This window comes from Paenochrobactrum pullorum (assembly GCF_041929845.1).
Taxonomy (GTDB): domain Bacteria; phylum Pseudomonadota; class Alphaproteobacteria; order Rhizobiales; family Rhizobiaceae; genus Paenochrobactrum; species Paenochrobactrum pullorum.
Genome location: NZ_JBHEEH010000002.1, coordinates 269,496 through 292,836, shown reverse-complemented (window position 1 = coordinate 292,836; position 23,341 = coordinate 269,496). Strand labels below are relative to the sequence as shown.

23 protein-coding genes and 1 tRNA gene are annotated in these 23,341 nt (G+C 47.8%); 14 read left to right on the top strand and 10 right to left on the bottom strand.

The features are described 5' to 3' along the window. Nucleotides 1-36 precede the first annotated feature (36 nt). The 5 genes from JNC77_RS07600 (at nt 37) to JNC77_RS07580 (ending at nt 2,974) form a co-directional block, all read left to right on the top strand. Entirely contained in the window at nt 37-621 is a 585-nt protein-coding gene (locus JNC77_RS07600) for a hypothetical protein (protein WP_374831057.1), read from the top strand. Continuing rightward, entirely contained in the window at nt 618-791 is a 174-nt protein-coding gene (locus JNC77_RS07595; protein ID WP_374831055.1) for a hypothetical protein, read from the top strand. Before JNC77_RS07600 ends, JNC77_RS07595 begins: the two co-directional genes overlap by 4 nt. 8 nt (nt 792-799) lie before the next feature. Then, nucleotides 800-1,876 carry a tyrosine-type recombinase/integrase gene (locus JNC77_RS07590; RefSeq protein WP_374831053.1) on the top strand — a complete coding sequence of 359 codons (1,077 nt, stop codon included), beginning with the start codon at nt 800-802 and terminating at the stop codon, nt 1,874-1,876. A 314-nt stretch (nt 1,877-2,190) separates the two neighbouring features. Beyond that, nucleotides 2,191-2,520 carry an SH3 domain-containing protein gene (locus JNC77_RS07585; protein WP_374831051.1) on the top strand — a complete coding sequence of 110 codons (330 nt, stop codon included), beginning with the start codon at nt 2,191-2,193 and terminating at the stop codon, nt 2,518-2,520. Nucleotides 2,521-2,569: 49 nt separating this feature from the next. Next, on the top strand, nt 2,570-2,974 hold the full coding sequence (locus tag JNC77_RS07580) for a lysozyme inhibitor LprI family protein (RefSeq protein ID WP_374831049.1): 405 nt from the start codon (nt 2,570-2,572) through the stop codon (nt 2,972-2,974). A gap of 89 nt (nt 2,975-3,063) precedes the next feature. Here JNC77_RS07580 and JNC77_RS07575 read toward each other — a convergent pair whose 3' ends face one another. From JNC77_RS07575 to tig, 4 genes are all read right to left on the bottom strand, one after another. Then, a complete protein-coding gene (locus tag JNC77_RS07575; protein ID WP_374831047.1) occupies nt 3,064-6,195 on the bottom strand; it encodes a multidrug efflux RND transporter permease subunit in 3,132 nt (1,043 codons plus the stop codon). Between the two features lie 9 nt (nt 6,196-6,204). Next, complete coding sequence (locus JNC77_RS07570) at nt 6,205-7,389, bottom strand: efflux RND transporter periplasmic adaptor subunit (RefSeq protein ID WP_374831045.1); 1,185 nt, start codon at nt 7,387-7,389, stop codon at nt 6,205-6,207. 123 nt (nt 7,390-7,512) lie between these two features. After that, a complete protein-coding gene (locus JNC77_RS07565) occupies nt 7,513-8,061 on the bottom strand; it encodes a TetR/AcrR family transcriptional regulator (RefSeq protein WP_374831043.1) in 549 nt (182 codons plus the stop codon). Between the two features lie 204 nt (nt 8,062-8,265). Continuing rightward, nucleotides 8,266-9,693 carry a trigger factor gene (gene tig / locus JNC77_RS07560; RefSeq protein ID WP_374831041.1) on the bottom strand — a complete coding sequence of 476 codons (1,428 nt, stop codon included), beginning with the start codon at nt 9,691-9,693 and terminating at the stop codon, nt 8,266-8,268. A gap of 713 nt (nt 9,694-10,406) precedes the next feature. Here tig and JNC77_RS07555 point away from each other — a divergent pair. The 3 genes from JNC77_RS07555 to rirA all read left to right on the top strand — a co-directional run bounded on the left by JNC77_RS07555 (nt 10,407) and on the right by rirA (nt 11,828). Next, nucleotides 10,407-10,491: transfer RNA gene (locus JNC77_RS07555), tRNA-Leu, on the top strand. Between the two features lie 122 nt (nt 10,492-10,613). After that, complete coding sequence (locus JNC77_RS07550; RefSeq protein WP_374831039.1) at nt 10,614-11,072, top strand: YbaK/EbsC family protein; 459 nt, start codon at nt 10,614-10,616, stop codon at nt 11,070-11,072. Nucleotides 11,073-11,342: 270 nt separating this feature from the next. Continuing rightward, nucleotides 11,343-11,828, top strand: a complete 486-nt coding sequence (rirA, locus tag JNC77_RS07545; protein ID WP_374831037.1) for an iron-responsive transcriptional regulator RirA — start codon at nt 11,343-11,345, stop codon at nt 11,826-11,828. A 47-nt stretch (nt 11,829-11,875) separates the two neighbouring features. Here rirA and JNC77_RS07540 read toward each other — a convergent pair whose 3' ends face one another. The 5 genes from JNC77_RS07540 to hemP all read right to left on the bottom strand — a co-directional run bounded on the left by JNC77_RS07540 (nt 11,876) and on the right by hemP (nt 16,283). Then, nucleotides 11,876-12,682, bottom strand: a complete 807-nt coding sequence (locus JNC77_RS07540) for a heme ABC transporter ATP-binding protein (protein ID WP_374831035.1) — start codon at nt 12,680-12,682, stop codon at nt 11,876-11,878. Between the two features lie 9 nt (nt 12,683-12,691). Beyond that, complete coding sequence (locus JNC77_RS07535) at nt 12,692-13,801, bottom strand: FecCD family ABC transporter permease (protein WP_374831033.1); 1,110 nt, start codon at nt 13,799-13,801, stop codon at nt 12,692-12,694. Between the two features lie 131 nt (nt 13,802-13,932). After that, nucleotides 13,933-14,979, bottom strand: coding sequence for a heme/hemin ABC transporter substrate-binding protein (locus JNC77_RS07530; protein WP_374831031.1), 1,047 nt, complete (start codon nt 14,977-14,979; stop codon nt 13,933-13,935). Then, the gene (locus JNC77_RS07525) at nt 14,900-15,973 is read right to left on the bottom strand and encodes a hemin-degrading factor (protein ID WP_374831029.1); all 1,074 of its coding nucleotides are present in this window, start codon (nt 15,971-15,973) and stop codon (nt 14,900-14,902) included. The genes JNC77_RS07530 and JNC77_RS07525 overlap by 80 nt, the downstream gene beginning before the upstream one ends. 13 nt (nt 15,974-15,986) lie before the next feature. After that, the gene (gene hemP / locus JNC77_RS07520; protein ID WP_374831027.1) at nt 15,987-16,283 is read right to left on the bottom strand and encodes a hemin uptake protein HemP; all 297 of its coding nucleotides are present in this window, start codon (nt 16,281-16,283) and stop codon (nt 15,987-15,989) included. Nucleotides 16,284-16,452: 169 nt separating this feature from the next. On the opposite strand from hemP, the gene JNC77_RS07515 reads away from it, so the two are divergent. From JNC77_RS07515 to JNC77_RS07495, 5 genes are all read left to right on the top strand, one after another. Further along, nucleotides 16,453-18,465 carry a TonB-dependent receptor domain-containing protein gene (locus JNC77_RS07515; RefSeq protein ID WP_374831025.1) on the top strand — a complete coding sequence of 671 codons (2,013 nt, stop codon included), beginning with the start codon at nt 16,453-16,455 and terminating at the stop codon, nt 18,463-18,465. Between the two features lie 173 nt (nt 18,466-18,638). Continuing rightward, entirely contained in the window at nt 18,639-19,262 is a 624-nt protein-coding gene (gene bluB / locus JNC77_RS07510; RefSeq protein WP_374831023.1) for a 5,6-dimethylbenzimidazole synthase, read from the top strand. Nucleotides 19,263-19,507: 245 nt separating this feature from the next. Continuing rightward, nucleotides 19,508-20,071, top strand: coding sequence for a thermonuclease family protein (locus tag JNC77_RS07505; protein ID WP_374831021.1), 564 nt, complete (start codon nt 19,508-19,510; stop codon nt 20,069-20,071). Further along, complete coding sequence (locus JNC77_RS07500; protein WP_374831153.1) at nt 20,055-20,714, top strand: uracil-DNA glycosylase family protein; 660 nt, start codon at nt 20,055-20,057, stop codon at nt 20,712-20,714. The genes JNC77_RS07505 and JNC77_RS07500 overlap by 17 nt, the downstream gene beginning before the upstream one ends. A gap of 131 nt (nt 20,715-20,845) precedes the next feature. Continuing rightward, nucleotides 20,846-21,325, top strand: coding sequence for an Lrp/AsnC family transcriptional regulator (locus JNC77_RS07495; RefSeq protein ID WP_343804562.1), 480 nt, complete (start codon nt 20,846-20,848; stop codon nt 21,323-21,325). Between the two features lie 66 nt (nt 21,326-21,391). On the opposite strand, the gene cobT is transcribed toward JNC77_RS07495, so the two are convergent. Continuing rightward, complete coding sequence (gene cobT / locus JNC77_RS07490) at nt 21,392-22,411, bottom strand: nicotinate-nucleotide--dimethylbenzimidazole phosphoribosyltransferase (RefSeq protein ID WP_374831018.1); 1,020 nt, start codon at nt 22,409-22,411, stop codon at nt 21,392-21,394. Nucleotides 22,412-22,555: 144 nt separating this feature from the next. Between cobT and JNC77_RS07485 the strand changes: the two genes are divergently transcribed. After that, the gene (locus JNC77_RS07485; protein WP_374831016.1) at nt 22,556-23,338 is read left to right on the top strand and encodes an adenosylcobinamide-GDP ribazoletransferase; all 783 of its coding nucleotides are present in this window, start codon (nt 22,556-22,558) and stop codon (nt 23,336-23,338) included. The last annotated feature ends 3 nt before the right edge of the window (nt 23,339-23,341 follow it).

Here is a 23,341-nt window from a genome sequence, read left to right as displayed (position 1 = left end):
GCTTTTGGGCGGGTAAAAACACGAAAGGACAGCAGCATGAACTTTGAATATATGCCGCAGTCAGATGCCCATCCTTGCTATAACAGAATGCATAATAGAGTGACGCATAGAAGTAGTGTGTATACCGATGGGCGACAGCACTATTGCGAACGCTGCGGAGAAAAGATCAATCAGACTACGTTTTCTAATATTCCAGCTAATTATATCACTACGCATGATGCCGGAAATTACCACGATCCCCGCGCCGCGCCAGACGTGCCGGAGTTGGTGCGGTATAGGTTGCATTGGTCTGATTACGATAGCGCCGATATGGAAGTCGACAATATGGAAGGCGAATACGTCCTTCACTCGCAAGCCGCTGCATTAATCGCGGCAGAACGTGCGAAGAAAGAGGATGCCGAGAACGGTTGTTTAGCAGCTGTTTTAATAATCAATGAGCTGAAAGCCAAACTCGCGCAGCATGAAGCGCAGGAGCCAGTGGCGTGGCGCGGTAAACATCGCAATAATAACGACCACTACTGGAACTACAGCCTGCACCCCGACAGTGGATTTGACCCTGAGAAGTACGAGCAACAACCCCTCTACGCCTCGCCTCTCGCACCGGAAGGAGGAAGGGATTGACCGAGAAACTTCGTTTTACGCGCGCTCAGATGCGCAATATGGCGATAATCGCTAAAGAGGAAGGCGTAAGCGTCACGGTGAAGCCAGATGGATCACTATCCGTTTTGCCAGTTCCTGCCGCTCCAAATGACGCAACGCGCAACAATCACAATGATATTGTCCTACTGTAAATGAGCACATGGCAAGAAAATTACCACTTTATGTTGTCAGGGAGAAAAGCCGCCACGGAAAGATTAAGTTCTTTTACCGCGTCGGCAAAGGTGAGCGTATTAGGCTACCCGATGATATCGCCTCTGATGAATTTAAAGAGGCCTACATACAGGCCGCATCAGGAAAGCGGCCTGAAGTTAAAAATAAAGATGAAGTATCAGTACAAAGCTTGCGATGGCTTATTGATCGCTACCGCGAAAGCGCTGCATGGAAAGCCTTTTCCCCAGCCACTCAACGTCAACGTGAAAATTTATTTATTATCGCAATTAATCGCTCTGGGAACGCGCCATATAGTGCAATCAATAAAAAATCTATGATAGCGGCGGTAGAGGCACGGTCAGACACTCCGGCTCAGGCCAATCACTTTCTTAAAACCATGCGAGGATTGTTTTCTTGGGCGCTTAAGAACGACCACGTTACCGTAGACCCGACGGCAGGCATTAGCCCATTAAAATATAAGACAGATGGGTTTGCCCCATGGAGTATGGAGGATTTGGCCTTGTTCTATGCACGGTGGCCTATTGGCACCAAGCCACGCTTGGCAGTGGAGCTGATGATCCATACCGGCCTTCGTAGGTCTGATATTGTTCGCGCTGGCCGCCATCATATGCGTGGCAATATTTTTACAATGAAAACTCAGAAAACAGGCGCGCAAATTACCGTAGAATTTCCATCGCAATTGATGAGGGTAATTGAAAATACTGAGACAGGCGACCTCTGCTTCTTAGTGAGCGAATCGGGCGCTCCGTTTGCAACGGCAAGTTTTGGTAATTGGTTCCGTGACCGATGCAATGAGGCTGGAATTAAAAAAAGCGCACATGGAGTGAGAAAACTTAGTGCAACATTAGCAGCGGAAGCTGGTGCCGCCACGCATGAATTAATGGCGCAGTATGGCTGGTCAAGTATGAAGCAAGCTGAAATTTATACAAAAGGCGCTGACCGAGTTAAGCTTGGCATTAAATCGTCTCGTCGCGTAGCTGAACAAATTGAAAGCAGTGCTACAAATCATTCTGTGGTGGGTGCGGGGAAGCCTAAAAATAAGTAAATAAAATCAAAGGGCTGTCTTCAGTGGTGCGGGGCATTAACCTACTGAATTAATTAGTATGTTTCACTACGGGCGAGGCCTCCATCTTTCCCCTTATCCCCATCTTTCGCCTTATGTTGTTATTCTGGATCAATCAGCCTCAATGCTGTAATCCTTTAGTTTATTTGAAGAATAGAGCAGAATTTCCCCCAATATTCTCTTTCTCTGCTTCATTCAGCCTGTATTCACCTCCGATCATTTTAATATATAATATGTTGCAGCCTTCAAAAGATGGCATGCACAAACGTGATCGCGCGTTTTAAAAGGAAATACAGATGAAATTTTCCGTTTCTGCTTTCTTACTGGCGACTTTCAGCCTGACAATCATCCAACCAGCTTTTGCAACAACAGGTCCTGGATGCCTGCGTGTCGTCAATGTCCAGCAAGATGACGTACTCAATATTCGCAGCCAACCAACCGCTGCATCACCGGTTGTGGGCAAAATACCTGCGGAGAATCATGGTGTGATTGTTTTGAAAGGTAAATGCGAGCCTTTAAACCGACCATGGGCCAATCGTTGGTGCCCTATAACCTATTATGGCGAAGATCGGTCTGCGAAAGGTTGGGTCTATGCACGCTATATTCGTGACAATGATTGTCCATGATTTTAAGTGATGACAGAGACGTCACCATTAATAGTGAGAGGATTTATTCATGTTGAAACTTTCACTCTTCACAGCATGCAGCATATTTTTGATTAGTCAGGCTTATGCTGCAACGGATTGCAGCACTGTTACCGATCAAACCTCGATGACAAAATGCGCACAAGATGAATTGTATCAAGCTGATCACAAGCTCAATCAACTTTATCAAACGATCGAGAAGCGCCTTGCTGATGCCACCGAGAGTAAAGCTTTATTAATAAGCGCACAACGGGCATGGATTGCGTTTCGCGATAGTGAGTGCAACTTCTCAACGTCCGGCACGCAAGGTGGCAGCGTGCACCCGATGATGCTGGCAATGTGCAAGGCATCTCTGACGAAAGCACGAAATCAACAATTGGCTGATTATCTGAAATGCGAAGAAGGCGATCTTGCCTGCGTTGTACCGGCTGAGTAAGCGGCACGTTTTTGTAATAAATTACTTCCAATAAAAATGCCGCGCTTGAGACTAGCGCGGCATTTTTTGTTTTATCTCACAGGCTGTTATTATTCAGCTTCAACCGGAGGAGATACTTTCTCAATCGGTTTTTGTTTGCCTCCAAACCAGCTCATGATGAACACGAAGAAAACCGGCACAAAGAAAACAGCCAAAATTGTTGCCGAAATCATTCCGCCCAGCACACTGGTTCCAATAGCGTTCTGACTGGCAGCACTCGCACCATTAGCAATCGCCAAAGGTACAACGCCCAAAGTGAAAGCAAGTGAGGTCATCAAAATTGGTCTGAAACGCAATTTCGAAGCTTCAATGGTTGCTTCCAGCAGTCCCATGCCTTCCGCACGCAAGTCCTTGGCAAACTCCACGATCAGAATAGCGTTTTTCGCCGATAGTCCGATAATGGTAATCAGACCAACCTTGAAATAAACGTCATTCGGCATATCGCGCAGCATCACGGCCACAACCGAGCCGATAATACCAAGCGGCACCACCAACATCACGGAAATAGGAATTGACCAGCTTTCATACAAAGCAGCCAAAAGCAGGAAGATGAAGACGACTGTCAAGCCCATCAGGAATGGCGCCTGCGAACCCGATTGAATTTCCTGCAAGGACTGGCCTGACCATTCATGCCCAAAACCGGCAGGCAAATCAGCCACCAGACGTTCCATTTCCGCAATCGCCGCACCGGATGAATAACCAGGAGCCGCGTTACCGGAAATACGCACCGCAGGATAACCGTTATAACCGACTACCTGTGCGGCGCCCTTCGTCCAATTAACATTGGCAAAAGAACGCAGCGGCACCATACCACCCGAAGCATTTGGCACATTCAGATCCAGAATATTATCCGCGCTCATGCGCTTTTCCTGATCCGCCTGAATGGTTACGCGCTGCATACGGCCGGCATTCGGGAAGTCGTTAATATAAGACGATCCCAAATTGGCAGAAATGGTTGAGTTGATCGCGGCAAAGGTCACACCAAAAGTGTTGGCTTTTTCACGGTCGATATCAATGATCAGCTGCGCTGCATCCGGCATGCCTTCAATACGCATACCGACAAGGATCGGGCTTTTTGCAGCTTCCGCCATCAACTGCGAAGTTGCAGCCGAAAGTGCCGCCTGCCCTGCACCGGAGCGATCCTGCAAACGGAAGCTGAAGCCACCGGATGTACCCAAGCCCTGAATTGGCGGCGGGGAAAGAGCAAAAGAAATTGCATCCTTGATAGCAAACAGCTTCTGGTTGGCACGTCCGGCAATAGCATTTGCCGAGTTGGACGCATCACGTTTGCTCCAATCCTTCAAGGTAATGAATGCCAGACCAGCATTGTCACCAAATCCTGAGAAGGAGAAGCCGCTGATCAGCACGCGTTCTGCAACTGCATCTTCCTGCTGGAAAATCGCATCCACTTCATCGGATACACTCAAAGCACGGTTTGCACTGGCTTCAGCCGGTGCCTGCAAATCAACAATCAGGAACCCCTGATCTTCATTCGGCAGGAAGGAGGAAGGCAACTGAATAAACAGATAGGCCAAACCACCAACCAGCACGACGTAGATCAGCATAAAACGGCCAGCACGCTTGACGATCCAACCGATACTACCTGTGTAGCCACCGATCAGAGCATCAAATTTACGGTTAAACCAACCAAAGAAACCACGCTTTGGCTCATGACCGTTTTTGATAGGCTTCAGGAAGGTTGCGCACAATGCAGGTGTCAAAGATAGCGCCAGAAAGCCAGAGAACATGATGGAAACCACCATGGTCAGACTGAACTGCTGATAAATAACGCCAACAGCACCGGGGAAGAAAGCCATCGGAATGAACACAGCTGTCAGAACCAGTGTGATCCCGATAATCGCACTGTAAATCTGCTTCATAGCTTTACGCGTTGCTTCGCGAGGCGGTAGCCCCTCTTCCGCCATGATACGTTCAACGTTTTCAACCACCACAATCGCGTCATCAACAAGAATACCAATGGCAAGAACCATCGCAAACATTGTCAGCACGTTGATCGAGAAGCCGGCGGCATACATCACACCCAGCGTTCCAAGCAGAGCCACCGGAACAACCAAAGTGGGAATGATGGTGTAGCGGAAGTTCTGCAAGAACAGGAACATTACAAGGAAAACGAGAATAACCGCTTCGACGAGTGTGGTGACAACTTTCTTGATCGATACGGCCACGAAAGGCGATGTATCGTAAGGGATTGCATATTCGATATTATCAGGGAAGAAGCTTGAAAGCTCTTCCATCTTGGCGCGAACAGCTGCAGCTGTTTCCATCGCATTACCGGTCGGTGACAGCTGAACAGCCAGCGCCGCTGCCGGTCGACCGTTAATTTGCGTGGCAAAGTTATAACTTTCCGCCCCCACTTCGATGCGTGCCACATCACGCAGTCGCACAGATGAGCCATCCGGATTAGCGCGCAGAACAATAGAACCGAACTCTTCCGGTGAGGTCAACTGACCTTTAACCAGAACGGTTGCAGCAATTTGCTGATTGATCGGGATCGGACGTGCACCAATGCGGCCAGCAGCAACCTGCGCGTTTTGCGAAGAAATTGCATTACTGATATCGGTAGAAGACAGGTTGAGCCCAACCATTTTGTCCGGATCAATCCAGATACGCATTGCGCGCTGACTGGCGAAAACCTGCGCACGGCCGACGCCGTCAAGACGCTGGATTTCACCAAGCACGTTACGGCTTAAATAATCGCCAAGACCAACCACGTTGGTACTTCCGTCTTTCGACATCAGCGCAACCATCATCAAAAAGCCTGAACCGGCTTCCTGCACCTGCACGCCCTGCTGCACCACGATACGCGGCAAGCGCGATTCCACACGGCGGATCGCGTTTTGCACATCAATCGATGCCTGACCAATATCGGTACCGGCTTCAAAAGTAACCGTAATCTGAATTGTACCAGACGCATCAGAAGTGGACTCGAAATAAATCGTTCCACTTACACTATTGAGCTCCTGTTCGATTGGCGAAGTCACACTTTGATAAATATCTTCAGGTGCTGCGCCCGGATAAGAAGCAAAAACAGAAATTTGCGGTGGTGCAACATTTGGGTATTGCGATACCGGCAGTTGCGGAATGGCCAGAAGTCCCGCAATAATAATGAAGATAGCGACGACCCAGGCGAAGATGGGGCGTCCAATGAAAAATTGCGCCATATTTTTATCCTATTCGCCCTTATCTTTAGCAACTTCAGCTACCGGCTTTTCCGCTTCAAATGGTACAGGTGCCACAGTCGCACCCGGAGCAGTCTTCTGGAAACCTTCAGTGATCACACGATCACCTTCTTTGATGTTACCGGTTACGACGAAACGGTCTCCCAAAATGCGGTTCACATTGACAGAGCGCAGTTCAACCACGTTTTCTGCATTCACAACCAAGATAGATGCAAGCCCATCAGCATTACGCTGTACGGCCTGCTGCGGCACTGCCAAGGCGTTTTTCTCAATACCTTGTTCGATTTGAACTCGGACATACATGCCCGGCAGCAAATCACCATCAGGATTTGGGAACTCACCACGCAAGGTCACCTGCCCGGTTGTAGTATCAACCGCTGCTTCTGAGAACAGAAGACGACCAGTGGTTGGATAAAGTGTGCCGTCATCAAGAAGAAGATTCACTTCTGCTTCATTCGGACCAGTCATCAATTTGCCATCCTGCAAGGCTTTACGCAGACGGATCAGATCGGCTGCAGGCTGGGTAAAGTCAGCATAGATCGGATCAAGCTGCTGAATGGTGGCCAGATTTTCAACACTGTTTGCACTAACCAAAGCCCCTTCCGTAATCAGTGCACGGCCAATCTGGCCGCTGATCGGAGCCGTTACTTCAGCATATTGCAGATTAAGCTTGGCTTCTGCGAGGCTTGCTTCAGCAGCTGCCACATCAGCATTAGCTTGCGCCAGTTGAGCAACAGCTGTTTCCAGATTTTGTGTGCTAGAAACATTGGATTTACGCAGCTGTTCCTGACGGTCATTGGCTTGGCGCGCCTGAAGCTGTGTAGCTTTCGCTCGTGCCAATGTGGCTTCTGCCATATCAACTTTCACCTGAAAAGGTGCCGGATCGATACGGTAAAGCACATCACCCTGATTAACCCTGGTTCCCTGTTCGAACACACGCTCAACCACGATGCCTGAAACGCGCGGACGCACTTCTGCCAGACGTGTCGGGGCGATACGGCCCGGCAAATCATTCAGGATCGGCAAAGCTTCCGGCTTTAACTCAACAACGCTGACCGACATCGCGGGCATCGCCTGTGCAGCTCCAGCCGCATCCTTTTTGTCATCACATGCGGTTAAAAAGCTGGCAGCCAACAGAACGGCAGCCACTTTGTACAAGTAAGTATTTTTTTTCATTCTATATCCTGAGATATGAAACAGAGATTCCAAGCGAAACATTCAGGCTTTCTTATAGTTTTCGGAGGCAAAACCAAACTAGCCTTCTGATCACATTATGGTCATCCATGTTAGAGCTGCGGGTTATTCTTGAGTAATAAGTTGTTCAATGCCGGAGAGAATCTTCTCGCGTTGTTCTGGCTGCCATTCCACCACCCCAAACATTTGCAAAATGCTCATGCCTTCAATGGCCAGAAATCCCAGCAATGCCTTGTCCGGATCTTTCGCTGAACTGAGCAATTTGCCGAGCTCTTCCCGAAAGCCTTCATTCATTGTTTGTCGTAATTGTTCATCTTGTGTCATCGCTGAACAAAGCTGGAAAACAACAGCGCCGTCTTCTTCCGCATTATAATCGCGCGCCACATCAATACGCGCGCGTAAACGCGGATTATCGCTGTCCTCATGACAGATTGTGGCTTCATCAAGCTTATCGCGCCAACCGGCAATCCAGCGTTCCACAACCGCCTGAATCAGAGCCTGCTTGGTTTTATAATCATAGATTACACTCGCTTTGCTGATACCAGCTACAAGTGCCACAGCATCAAGTGTCAGTTTTGCTGCCCCGTCACGCAACACTACATGCTCAGCCGCATCCAAAATCGTTGCACGATCAATCGCTCTGGGTCTGGCCATCAGTTCATTCCAGTTAATAACCATCCGGTTGGTAATTAAGTTGGGGCAAGTTGTCAATCAGTCGTATGATGTAAAAACGGTAGATAAACTTAATGTGAACAGCAGCCAACCATGACGTTTCCCAATCATTTAACGGTGTTAGAAACACAAAAAAGGCCGTGCAAAGCACGGCCTTTTTTGTCTAAATTTTCAGATGGCTAATGATTAAGCTTCATCTGCCTTATCTGCTTCTTTTTTCTTAGGAGCAGCTTTTTTCTTTGGTGCAGCTTTCTTGGCTGGCTTTTCAGCCACTTGATCTTCGTCTTCTGCGGTCAGCTCTTCTTTGGTTACTTTCTTGTCGGTAACGGTGATTGCAGCCAACAGATGGTCAACAACCTTTTCTTCAAAGATTGGAGCGCGCAAGTTAGCAACTGCATCCGGAGTTTTACGCAGGAAGTCGTAAATCTGCTGTTCCTGACCTGGGTAACGACGCACCTGATCGTAAACTGCACGCTGCAATTCTTCTTCGGTAACTTCTACACCAGCTTTTTCACCGATTTCGGAGAGAACCAGACCGAGACGTACGCGGCGTTCAGCCAGCTTGCGATATTCTTCACGAGCTGCTTCTTCTGTGGTTTCTTCGTCTTCAAAAGTGCGGCCAGCCTGCTGAAGGTCAAAGTTGATCTGCTGCCAGATGTTGTTAAATTCAGCATTGACCAGCTTTTCAGGGCTTTCAAACTGATAGTCACCATCCAAAGCATCAAGAATCTGACGCTTGACTTTCTGGCGGGTGATGGAGCCATACTGGCTTTCGATCTGTTCACGTACAACTTCACGCAGACGCTCAAGAGTTTCAATGCCGAGCTTCTTAGCGGTTTCGTCGTTCAGTTCAATTTCGCCAGCTTTAGCAACTTCCTTCACGGTGATGTCGAAGGTTGCATCTTTGCCAGCCAAATGTGCTGCACCGTAATCAGCAGGGAAAGTTACGTTGATAACTTTCTCATCGCCAGCTTTTACGCCCACGAGCTGATCTTCAAAGCCCGGGATGAACTGACCGGAGCCCAGAACGAGCTGTGCATCATTATCTGCACCGCCATCGAACGGAACGTCGTCAACTTTACCAAGGTAATCCATGGTAACGCGATCGCCGTTTTCAGCTTTGCCTTTTTTCGCTTCGTAAGAAACAGTAGAAGACGCAACGCGCTTAACCTGTTCGTCAACTTCTTCATCAGAAATATCGACAACTTCACGGGTTACGCTGATGCCGGAGAAATCTTTGATTTCGATCTTCGGCAGAACTTCATAAGCCAGCGAGAATACGAAATCGATTTTGCCGTCCAGAACCTGTTCGGCTTCTTTTTCGTCTTCCGACAAAACAACTTCCGGCTGGGTTGCAGATTTTTCGCCACGATCAGCAAGGATCGAGCGTGGGGTATCGCTGAGAATTTCATTGACGATTTCAGCCATGAAAGACTTGCCATATGTCTTACGCAGATGCGCAACAGGCACTTTACCCGGACGGAAACCGTTAATACGTGCATTACCGCGTGCAGTTTCGAGGCGTTCTGCGAGCTTTGCGACGAGATCCGCAGCTGGAATCACGACCTTAACTTCGCGCTTCAGCCCTTCATTGAGCGTTTCGGTAACCTGCATGTCAAAACCTTCACTTCTTATCATGATGCCGGGTCACGAACTTCTGGCGTCAACGCCGGCAAGAAACTGTTGTGCCATATGGCTTGTGTGCGCAATCAAACGCGTCAGACAATCAATGCGCATCTTAAAAAACATGAAACCTCACCGGAGCCCCGTCAGGCCTTTATTCCGATCAAGTTTCCGCTTCAAAGACGCAGTCACTTCATTGCACCTCGCGCCAAATTTCACTTCCATTACGTGGACAGAACCCAAAGGTCAATGAATAACCGTCAATAATGATGCATGTCACACAGCGCTTATGCCTATATATTTATCCATTTGCCAGCTGACAATCCACCCTCAGCAGATAAAACCATGAATTTTGTCCATGCCAGCATTTAAATTGCGAAGCTGAAAAATAGCACAGAGCTAATTTCAACCCAAAGCCTGCCATTATAACCTGCCATTATAACCTGCCATTATAAAATGCATCTGCCCGGAAATAAGGAGAACTGTAATTATTCGCGAGCCTCTCACTACCGGTCAATAGAAGTTTGATTCGAGTATTTGTTAAGCCCTGTGCCTGTCAGAGTTGTTTGGCCGAGTGCTTAGCCGGAAAACAACACAAAACTGTTTATTTTAAGATAAAACTTTAAAAACTTGTTTGTTAGGTGTTTCAATAAATTAAACGGGGCTTGCACCGGATTATTTTTTACCCTATGAGAGCGCTTGTTGCGGGCGTGGCGGAATTGGCAGACGCACTAGATTTAGGTTCTAGCGCCGAGAGGCGTGGGGGTTCAAGTCCCTCCGCCCGCACCATTTTAAAATCTCAATTAGTAATATAAAATTTTCATAAAACTGTTTTCAATATCAGTTCTTTGAATGCTTGCCTTCCTCATCTTCCTGCTTAAAACTTGGTCTATAAAATCAAGGAACAAATGATGAGTCTGGAATCTGTTAAAGCATTTTTTGCCGAAAAAGCTCCCGATATAGAGATTATTGAGCTGGAAACCAGCACCGCAACGGTTGCACTGGCAGCCGAGGCACATGGTGTTGAGCCGGGGCAAATTGCCAAAACCCTTTCGTTCAAAATCAAAGATGATGCCGTTCTCATTGTCACCCGCGGTGACGCACGTATTGATAACCGCAAATTCAAAGACCAGTTTGCCACAAAACCGCGGATGCTGGATGCTGAAAGCGTGATTGCACTAACCGGTCACCCAGTCGGCGGTGTCTGCCCTTTCGGTTTGGCAAGCAATATGGCCATTTATTGCGACATCTCCTTAAAGAACTTTGATGAGGTCGTACCGGCCGCCGGTTCCATCAATAGTGCTCTTCGCATCAACACTCTGCGTTTGGCAGAACTGAGCCAGGCCGAATGGATTGATGTTTGCCAATAAACAACAACCTTAAAAATACCGGTGAACATATTGATATTGCTTCACCGGTTTTAACCGGCTATATTAAACATGCTTAATTTTGTCATATTTTTACGAAATCAAATTGCAATTCTTAATAATGCCTTTTATATGTGTTAAGAACAATTCTAAACTAACTTGAATTATGTTTGTTTCATTGCATCATAGGGCAAGTTAACATTCAGGCTCCTTACCTGTTTTACGCGTAAGGAGTGTATCGTTTAAAACCTTCCCGTGTGGAAAGGATATTATATGCGACTGACCCGTCAGACCAATTATGCAATTCGGATGCTTATGTATTGCGCTGCAAATGAAGGGCAGTTAAGCCGCATTCCGGAAATTGCCAGAGCTTATTCGGTTTCCGAACTTTTTCTGTTCAAAATTCTGCAGCCGCTTGTCCAAAACAATATGATTGAAACTGTACGCGGCCGTAATGGTGGCGTCAGGCTCGGTAAAGCTGCAAGTGAAATCACCGTTTTTGATGTGGTGCATGTAACAGAAGAAAATTTTGCGATGGCAGAATGCTTCGAAAATGATGCTACGGAATGCCCGCTTGTTGACAGCTGCGCTCTCAACTCGGCCCTGCGTGAAGCTTTGGGCGCTTTCTTCACTGTTCTTTCGCAATATACAATTGCTGATCTGGTTAAGGCTCGCCCGAATGTGCGGATGTTGCTGGGACTTGATGAAGTAATGGAAAAGCGTGCCGCAGCAGCTTCGGCCCGTGCGACTGCCGGCTGAGCCGGCAATCATTCCATTCGATATTCTTAAGTATTAAATGAGCGCCGCTAAGAACCGCTCATTTCTTCTATTGAACCATGAGGCAGGATAAAAGGTACATCCGGTGGCGGCACCATGCCGACACATAAATTACAACCATAAATTCGTGACAATCTTTTATTGGTCAGCATCGCACGTGGTGCACCTGCCCCGTCCAGCTTTCCATTTTGCATAATGATGATCTGATCAGCAAACATTGCTGTCAAATTCAGGTCATGCAAAATAGCAACGACGCCTCCGCCATCAGCAGCAAATTTGCGGGCAATATTCATAACCATGATCTGGTGACGAATATCTAGGCTGGAAATTGGCTCATCCAGAAATAAATAACGCGGATGACCATCGACAACAGGTTTCCAAACCTGACACAAGACACGTGCCAATTGTACGCGCTGCTGTTCTCCGCCTGATAATTCCTGATAAAGACGCCCGCTGAACCCTTCCAGATCCACCATTTTAAGTGCCAGATCCGGCAATTTCTCCTGCTCGGATTGAGATACGCCGCTCAACCCCCCCGTTAATCCTAAGCGTACGATCTCACGTACGCTGAAAGGAAAGGACAAACTGGTGGATTGCGGCAGGACAGCACGTCTTCCGGCCATTTGCCAAGGCTTGAAAGAACGGAAATTAATCCCGTCCAGTGCAGCCTCGCCTTTATACTCCACATCGCCGCATAAAGCACGCATCAGCGTTGTTTTACCGGAACCATTTGGCCCGACAATGACCGTCACCTGACGCGGATAAGCTTTAAAACTGACATCTTCGATAATGGTCTTACCGGAAATTGTAACAGACAGATCCCGAATTTCGATCATAATAACCTCTTACAAATCCAGCACATTTCGGCGGCGCAACAAAATCCAAAGGAAGAAAGGCGCACCGAATGTTGCAGTTACAATACCAATCGGCAATTCAGCTGGGGCTACGATTGTGCGGCTGAAAGCATCGGCAAGCAATAATAATGTAGCGCCAAGCAGGGCTGAACAAGGCAGCAGATAACGATGATCCGGCCCGATCGTTAAGCGCAGAATATGCGGCACTACAATACCGACAAAACCAATACCACCACTGACGGCCACGGATGCACCAACGGCCGCAGCAACACTGACAATAGCAATATTTTTCACCCGCTGCACATGAACGCCCAGATGGTTGGCAGATGCCTCCCCCAATGCCAAAGCATTCAAACCACGCGCTAAAAACGGCACCACAACCAGGACGATCAAAATAATCGGCCCTGCGGAGATGATTTTGTTCCACGTCGCACCAGCCAGCGAACCAAGTCCCCAAAAGGTCATATCGCGCAATTGACGGTCATCAGCAATATAGGTCAAAAGACCCGTCAATGCGCCAGCCAGCGCGCCCAATGCGATACCGGCCAAAAGCATGGTGGCAACAGACGTCCGTCCCTGTCTGGTCGCCACACGATAAAGCACCAATGTCGTAAAAAGACCACCTCCGAATGCGGCCAGCGGCAAGGTCAAAAGACCAAGAATTGCGGTCAGCGGCGCCAGAATTGAACCGCCCAGCACGATCACCGAAATTGCACCAAGCCCTGCTCCGGACGATACACCAACAAGGCCCGGATCAGCCAGCGGATTGCGGAACAAACCCTGCATCACTGCACCCGAAACAGCCAGTGCTGCGCCAATCAACATGCCTAAAACAATGCGTGGCAGACGAATATCAACAATAATCAAACGGTCACGTTGCGAAAGAACATCGCCCGAAGCATCACTGCCTGCCCATAAAGATCGGATCAAATTCCATAACGAGGCATCAGATGCCCCCGCCGTCAAGCTGAACAAAGCCGTGAAAATCAAGGCAATAGCCAGTATAAAAATAGCCAATCTGGCAATATGGCTGCGATCTCCATCCTGCCTGTTCCGCATTAACGGCAGCGTACTGCTGTAAGCGGCGTCTTGCGATGTCATAATTACATCCCTGAATATTGAACAGGCCATCGGATGCAGCCCGTGAATGACGGCAGCCAAAGCTACCTTTACATATTAATATGTTGCGGCCCGATAAAGTCAGACCGCAACATATGCATGTCGTTGTTATTTTAGTCTTTTTGTTCCGGATAGAGTGCTTCCGTCAGTTCACGCACAGCCTCACCGGTGCGCGGACCAAATCCCAGCAGATATAATCCGTCCATGGATACGACGCTTTTTGTCTTCGCAGCAGGTGTCGAGATAATGGCAGGGTGCTTTAAAACTTCTGCAGTTCTTGCCATATGGTCACCGCCGCCCGACATCATCAAGATGAAATCTGGGGCAAGCTTGTCCACGGCTTCATCGGTCATTTGTTTGTAACCGGCAAAACTGTCGATGACATTTATCGCCCCTGCCATTTTGATAATGTTATCGGCAGCGGTACCGGTGCCGGAAGCCTGAATACGATCACCCTGCATGGATAAAACAAACAGAACACGTTTTGGCTTTGTTACTTTTTGAACCAGTTTTTCAGTGGCCTGCATATCCGCATCAACCTGAGCGACAAGCGCCTCGGCTTTATCACTGACACCCAATGTCTTACCGACAATGCGGATTTTCTCCAATACGCCTTCATGGCTCATGCCATCCGGCACCACCACCACCGGAACAGAGGCTTTTTCCAAAACCTCGATCGTTTCTGGCGGGCCACTGCCTTCCAGCATTAAAATCGCACTCGGATTAATGGATAAAACGCCTTCCGGTGACAATTGACGCATATAGCCGACATCAGCAAGATTTTTTGCTTGCGGCGGATAAGTGCCGGTTGTATCACGGCCGATCAATCTGCCCTCTTCACCAAGGGCATAGATGATTTCGGTCAAAGATCCGCCAATGGCTAACAAGCGTGACGTATCTTGCAATGTTTCCACTGTTGCTGATGTTACAGGCTCATTGCCTGCTGCAAGAGATGACTGGAGCGAGACCGGCGTAAATAGCATTGAAGCAACAACACCAGCCAATAAACCCTGCCGCGTTTTGTGCAGCAGGGTTTTTGATGAAAACAGGGGTAAAAAATTCATGTGACCGGCCATATGTTCAAGCAGCAATGGAACGCGGCAGACGCGGTAAAGCTTCCACCAATTCACGCCAATCCGCACGTTCTTCAGTGCCTTCATGGCGTTCACCGAAGAACTGGATAAACAATTCACCCTTGTCATCGAAGACTTCCAAAGAGGTTACATGACCATCTTTAGTCGGCTTGCGAACAGCCCATACTTCACGAATGTGATCCGTACGCAAATGCATATGAAAAGTCGGATCCATGACATTGAGCCAAGGCCCCATCATTTTAATGCCCGTAATTGCACCGGTATGGATCTGGATACAGCCGCGATTGCCGATAAAACACATGATCGGCAATGCATTTTCGGCAACCTGCTCCATCATCGCGCGAATTGATCCGGCATCAAGCGGCCATGCAAAATTATCACCTGCAAGCTCAACCGCCTGCTTGCGATCAATATTAAAATCACGCAGCAAGCCCATAAATTGATGCACGTCCGTCAATTCCGACCAACGGCTTCGGAAAGCATCGCTGTCAACTTCAGCTGTAACTGCTGTCTCAGGCTTGGCTTTTGGTGCAACGGCATGAAATTCCGGGGATTGATTATCGCTGGCCAATGTTTCAAGCAATTTGGCATAGGCATCCAGATCAGACGCCTCACGCAAATGCACCTTATGAACGGCCTCACCAGAAGCATTGAAAAACTGTAAACTGCGCCGCACAGTTTCTCCGTCATGCTTTTCAACGGCAAAAGCTTCAACCCATTGTGAAGGGAAAATACGCAAGTCAATCTGCTTGCCAAGCACCATGGCCGCATGTTTGCCAGGCACTGTCTTTTCATAGGGACCAATTTTTTCGTGCACTGCGCTTTCATTGCGGGTCAGCGCCATCACTTCTCCGACAGCACTGATACCACTTAAAAACGCCTCAACATTAGCGCGTACCCGCGCTACTTTTAAAGCTTCATCATCAGCGCCAATATAAGCTGCCAGATAATCGGCTTCAGAGATATCAAGTTTTTGTGCAAAATCACGTTCGCGCATTTTCGGATTTTCGCTGCGTGCCGAACGGATTTCCTGCGGCGATGGTTTTGTCGATAGTGTCATGGTGCTACTATGCCTATTTATTGAGAATTAATTTGCCTTGGCGGGTGATTTTCAAACGATACACAGAACCGGCATGTTTGATGCCAACCTCTTTTGCACCTTCAAAAAGCTCACTACTGCCATAGGTTTTAACTTCCGGTTCCAGAGAATCTCCTGCTGCGGCAATACATTCATCGGGTTGCAACGCCTGCACTTCATCCTCGCTTGCCAGCTGTTGTTGCATTGGCCATTTTTCAGATGATCTTGCAGGAGGCCACTGCACCTCCAGATCTATATCGATGCGCCGGTTCATTGCTTCATTCGCTTTCATTCATCCTGTGAAAATTTGTACTCTCACATTCTTGACACAATCTATCATGTTTCATAGAAAGAGCAATACAAGACTTTGTTAGTCAAGTTTTAAAAACTTCCTCAAGCCAGTGACTTTTCACATCACCAGCCAGCGGAACAAGTTTTCAATTTTCTCAGGAGAAGTAGAAATGTCGCTGAAGACTGGCGGGCACCGCACGCATTTTATGGCCGGAACAGCCCTCTCATTGGTTCTTATCGCAACTTCATCAGCCTTCGCACAGGAACAAACTGCCAAACCTGATGAAGCGGAAGTCAATCTGAAGACAATTGTTGTGGGTAAAGGTAATCCGGACGCAATAACATCCACCACAGATCCGATCAGCATCGTTACACGCGAAACCCTGAATCGTTTTGGCGGCATCAAGATTGACGACACATTACGCAATGTACCTGGTACATTTACCCGCATTAATGGCTCTCAACCCGGCGTTGCAGTCAATATCCGCGGCTTTGAGGGTTCCGGACGCGTCAATATGATGATTGACGGCGTTCGCCAGAACTTCCGCTTTACCGGCCATGAGGCGTCCGGCTTCACTTATGTCGATCAAAATTTGCTGGCTGATATTGACGTAACCCGCGGCGCCGTAACGGGTGCAGGCGGCAGTGGTCTTTCCGGCAGCGTTAACTTCCGCACCCTCGGCGTCAATGACATTGTGCCTGAAGGCAAACAGTGGGGTGTTCTTGGTCGCGCTTCATGGGGTAGTAATGGTGTTGGCTTCTCCGAAATGCTCTCCGGTGGTGCACGCATTGATGCGATGGGGATTGCCGCAGCTATCAGCCGCCGCGATTCCAATTCTTACAAAAACGGTGACGGCGACCGCCAGCCCAACACCGGACAGGAACTGACATCCGGCCTGTTTAAAACCGAATTTGGCTTTAGTGAAGATCAACGCCTGTCATTGGGCGGCGTTTTCTATAAAAATGATTTTGGTGCAAACTCTTATGATCAAACACTGAAAAACAACACTTTAACTGCAAATTATCGCTACAATCCCGGCGATAATGATCTGATCGATCTGCGCGTTAATGGTTTTTATAATCACCTTAACATGACCTATAATGCATCGGTTAACCCGCCATTCGTTAGCGCTGTAGGCCGCGAAATTACCGACAAAGGTGTAGGGTTTGACGTCTCGAACACATCAAATTTTGTTGCGGGTGATGTTGCCATTCGTTGGCAAAATGGTGTCGAATATTTCCGCGACAAAATCACCGGCGACAATGCAGGCGTTAACCCGTCAGATGGTCGCAGTACAGCCGGGGCTGTTTTCACTGAAGTCAAATTTTCCTATGGCATTGTCGATCTGACCACCGGTTTGCGATATAATTTCTTCAAACTTGATGGTGATGCCAACGACGGAACCCAGCTTGTCGACCGCTCGATAAATGAACTCGACCCCAAAATTACGCTGGCTGTGAATGCAACCGATTGGTTACAGCCATATGTCACTTATTCGCATTCCATGCGTGCACCGACTTTGCAGGAAACGATGTTGGGTGGTGTACATCCTGGTTCCGTTTCAAGTCAGTTTTATTTACCGAACCCAAACCTTTCAGCTGAAAAACTGCGTGGCTGGGAAGTTGGTTTCAATCTGGCCAAAAGCGATGTTTTCCTAGCTGATGACATTATCAGCATGAAAGCAAATTATTACTATATGACCGTCAAGGATTATATTGCCGCTCGTGAAGTTGACGGTAACTTAATGCAATATGTAAATATTGACGGCAGCACCCATGTGCGTGGTTTCGAACTTGAAGCCAACTATGATGCAAGATTTGCTTTTGCCGGCATCGCTTATGGTTACACCAATACAAATATGCCGGAACAAATGCCGGGCTTGGGCGCCAATAATTATCTGCCTGATCATATCCTGACACTGACGGCCGGTGCGCGTTTCATGGAAGAAAAACTGACGGCCGGTGCGCGTTATAACTACGTATCAAAAGGCGAGAATACAGATGGCAGCAAAACAGCCTCCTATGCGCTGGTTGATGTGTTTGCCAATTATAAATTCACAGATAATGTTGACCTGACCCTGAGGGTCAACAACGTCTTCAATAAAACCTATACGCCTGCCCTCAACACATCTGGTTCAGGTCAAGGACGTACCTTCATGGTGGCAACCCAGTTTAAATTCTAAGCTTTTGCTTAATAGTTTAAAAAATCCAGCGGTGGCGCGAACTTTAGCTTCGCGCCACTTTTTTTAAAAAAGAGACAAACCTCTTTTTGACCAACACTATAATTAGCGAAATCTGTTACATTGAGATAAGAAGGATTCTTAAATCCCCTTGCAGACAGAATAAGCTTTTAAATATGAATTTCGCGGCCAGTGACCAACAAACTTTACTAAATATCATGCGTTGGCGACGGGATGTGAGGCATTTTAAAACTGAAGCTGTACCCGATCATCTCCTTAAAGAGCTGCAGCACGCCATTCAGCTTTCACCTTCCGTGGGAAACTCACGTCCGTGGCGCATTTTCGCAGTAAAATCTCAACAAATACGCGCTCAAATTTACGATAACTTCCAACAAGCCAACGCAGAAGCCGCAACCATCTATGATGAGCGCCGCTCAATTCAATACGCTCAATTGAAGCTTGAAGCCATCCAAACCGCCCCAATTCAACTGGCAGTTTTTACTGAAACAAACCCGGATCAAGGCCACGGGCTGGGCCGTCAAACAATAAAAGACACTTTGATACAAAGCACGGCAATGGCCATCCAAAATCTAAATCTGGTGGCCCGTTCACTTGGGCTGGGCGTTGGAATGGTGTCCATTTTGAACCCACACGCCATTGAACAACTATTCAAGGTTCCTGAAAGCTGGCAGTTTAGTTTTTATCTTTGCATTGGCTGGCCCGCGTTCGATAGTGACCAACCTTTATTGCACCAACTTGGCTGGCAAGAAAATGATGATGAAAACTGGATCGAAATCTAATAATTAAATTACGACTTAGTTATAACGGCACGTAGCAAGCAAATGCATATCTAGCATCAAGCATTGCGAAAGTTCCCTATATGTTCCATATCTGATTTATGAATTTCAGCACCATGTTTTAAAAGTGAGGCGCAATGTTCAGACCACGCTATGGTCGAAAATCCGCTTTTCGCACCTCAAAACAATATCGACAGCTTAAACGCCGCCGACCACTTATCCTCGACACTTTGTTTGCTCTTATCATTTTGGCAGCAATTGCTTATCTGATCAGCCTGCTCCCACAAGCAAGTCATGAGAACCAAGGATGGTCGGGCATTGCGATTGTTATTGATGGCGATACAATAATTCTTAATAATCAACGGCTGCGCTTAAAAGGCATCGATGCGCCTGAAATAAAACAAACTTGCCAAATTGACAACCAGGCACAAGCTTGCGGCGTTACTGCCAAACAGGCGCTGCAACGAAAAATAGCGCGCCAGGCCATTCATTGCACCAGCACTGCACGTGACAAATATAAGCGCTTTTTGGCAATCTGTTATCTTGATCAAACTGACCTCAACCAATGGATGGTCGAGCAAGGTTATGCCATTTCATATTATGATTATCCTGCACAAGAGCATGAAGCGCGACTAAACAAACGCGGCATCTGGGCTGGTAAATTTGAACGTCCGCAAGATTGGCGCAAACGCACTGCCAAACAAGAAATGGAAAATTCCTCTAAAGACACATATTTGGATTATCAAAAATTTGTTCAAATAATCAAAGATATTTATGATAGATTATTCGGAAGTGGTGAAACTGATGAATAAACTCGACCAAGAACATTTGATCAAGCAAATATCTCAAGAGATTACTGCATGTCGGTTGTGTCACGACAACCCGCGCTATCCACCAGCTATGGCAATGCCGCCACGTCCTGTTTGCACGATTTCCGCCTCAGCTCCCATTGCCATTTGCGGACAAGCGCCGGGTATGCGTGTTTATAATACCGGTATTGCTTTTAATGACCCGTCCGGTGATCGCTTGCGCCAATGGCTCAATGTCTCACGGGAGAGTTTTTATAATCCGGATCACTTTGCCATCATTCCGATGGGCTTTTGCTTTCCCGGTTATGATAAAAATGGCGGCGACCTGCCTCCTCGACGTGAATGCAAAGAAATCTGGCATGACCAGATTTTTCCGCTGATGCCGCAGATAAAACTGGTCATTGTCATCGGCCAATATGCACAAAGCTATCATTTGGGAAAACGACGCCAAAAAACTTTAACGGAAACCGTTTTACATTGGCGGGACTTCTTTGAGGCACCAGACGAAAATGACCGCCGTATCCTTCCCTTGCCCCATCCCTCATGGCGCAATACCGGTTGGCTGAAACGGAATCCGTGGTTTGAACATGACTTATTGCCTGAATTGCAAAAGCTGACCGCTTCACTTTTGCTCAATCCAGATTAAAGTTCTACAAATAAACAAAATCATAGAATTTATTTGCTGTCTTTTTTATTATATGCTCGCCATAAGAGTATCAAGTTTCAAAGAAACTGCACAATTGATAATACGGGTTTCGTTTAAGGGAAATTGAGCGCATGGACAGGCTTGACAGAAAAATTCTTCGTTTGCTGCAAGAAGATGCAACCCTTGCAGTTGCTGATGTTGCCAAAAAAGTCGGACTGTCCACCACCCCTTGCTGGCGCCGTATCCAGAAACTGGAAGAAGACGGCATCATCAAACGGCGCGTTGCCATCCTTGATCCGGCTAAAATCAATGCCCGCGTGACGGTTTTCGTTTCCATCCGCACCAATTCGCACAGCAATGAATGGCTGAAACGCTTTTCTGAAGTGGTGCAGGAATTTCCGGAAGTGATCGAATTTTATCGCATGAGCGGTGATATTGACTATTTGCTTCGTGTCGCTGTGCCCGATATTGCCGCTTATGATGCTTTTTACAAACGCCTCATCAACCGGATTGAAATTCGCGATGTTTCCTCATCCTTCGCGATGGAGCAGATAAAATATACAACCGAGTTGCCGCTTGATTATATGGTTCTCGATAAAGAGAACTCCTGAATATTCCACAAAAAAAACCGGCTGAAAATCTCAGCCGGTTTTTTCATTTTAATTCGAAAATTACTATTAATTTGAACTGGTTACACCAGCTTGTTCAAATGTTGCCATACCAGCATGGGTTAAAGCTGCAGCCTTCACGATACCGGCAGCCAAAGCAGCACCCGTACCTTCACCAAGGCGCATTTCCATTTCAAGCAATGGTTTCTTGCCCATTTTTTCCAGCATACGACGATGCCCCGGTTCAGCTGAAACATGACCAAAAATGCAATGTTCAATAGCGGACGGATCAACAGCATGTAAAATCGCAGCCGCAGAACTTGCCACAAAACCATCAATGATGACCGGAATTTTTTCCATGCGTGCTGCCAGAATAGCACCCGCCATTGCCGCAATTTCACGCCCGCCCAAACGTCGCAAGACTTCAAACGGATCTTTCAAATGATCCTGATGCAATGAAATTGCCTTGTTGATGGCAGCAAGCTTGCGATCCATCAATTCACCGGTAGAACCTGTGCCGGGGCCTGCCCAATCTTCAGCACTGCCGCCATAAAGCGCACAGGCAATAGCCGCAGCAATAGTGGTATTACCGATACCCATTTCACCAATGCACAAAAGATCGGCGCCGCCAGCAATCGATTCCATTCCGAAAGCCATGGTTGCAGCGCAACTGCGTTCATCCATCGCTGCATCGACAGTAATATCAGCGGTCGGATATTCCAGCGCCAGATCGAAAACCTTCAGCCCCAGATCATAAGCAATGCAAATCTGGTTGATTGCAGCACCACCAGCGGCAAAGTTTTCCACCATCTGCGCGGTAACGCTTGCCGGATAAGGGGTGATGTTTTGTGCGGTGACGCCGTGATTACCGGCAAAAACGGCAACCAGCGGACGGGTGACCTGTGGTTTGCCCAAGCCGCTCCATGCAGCCAACCATTCAACCAGTTCCTCCATACGACCCAGCGAACCAGCAGGCTTTGTAAGTTGTGCTTCGCGCGCTTTGACCTGCGCAACCGCGTCTTCAGAAGGCCCCGGCAAATTACGGATCAGCTCACGAAAATCATCAAAAGGCAGGCCGCTTGTACTCATAATCTTTCAGTCCAGTCGCTCTTGGGAAATAAACAGGATGGATGTTATTAAAGTGTTGACCTCCTATAAGCCTTTGAAGCTAATTTTCAAACGGCCTATAAAGAGAAAGTGACTATTCGTCCTGAAAATGACCGGAGAAGCTGCGTGACAAAAAAGACGATCAGCCGTTCTATCGTCCATACTCTGGGCTTTTTGAGCCGCCTGCCCTTACCCGCGCATTGGTATGGTGAGGAAAGCGAATCATTGCAGGACCATGCCTATGCATTTCCGCTTGCCGGTGCAGTCCTTGGCGCGATTGGCGCATTGGCTTTACTCATCGCATCAAGTTTAGGACTGCCGCCATTAGCTGTTGCACTTATCACCTTTTTGACCTTGGCTTTCATTACCGGCGCCTTGCATGAAGACGGTTTAGGCGACACCGCTGACGGCTTTTTTGGTGGCTCTACACAGGCGCGTCGTTTGGAAATCATGAAAGATTCCCATATCGGCACCTTTGCCGCCCTCACACTGATCGGCACCATCGGGCTGAAAACCATATTTCTGGCAACCGTCATTGAAAAATTAGGAGCGCAATCGGCCGGCTTGGCGATTATTGCCATTGAAGCTGTCAGCCGCGCCGCCATGATGAGCCTCTGGTATAAACTCCCCTCAGCCCGCTCCGGTGGCTTGTCCGACAAGATCGGCGCGCCATCGCTGGAAGCCACCCAAACAGCCCTTATTATTGGTGTCGGCATTTTAGGTCTTTGCTTCACCCTCATTGCCAGTATTGCGACATTCATCTTAGCTTTGCTGGTTGCATCGCTCATCCTTTGGGGTTTTGCAAAGCTAAGCCTCAATAAAATTAACGGTCAAACCGGCGATGTGCTGGGCGCAGGTCAACAAATAACAGGATTATCTCTTTTATTGGCACTTGTTATCAGCCTCTGAAAT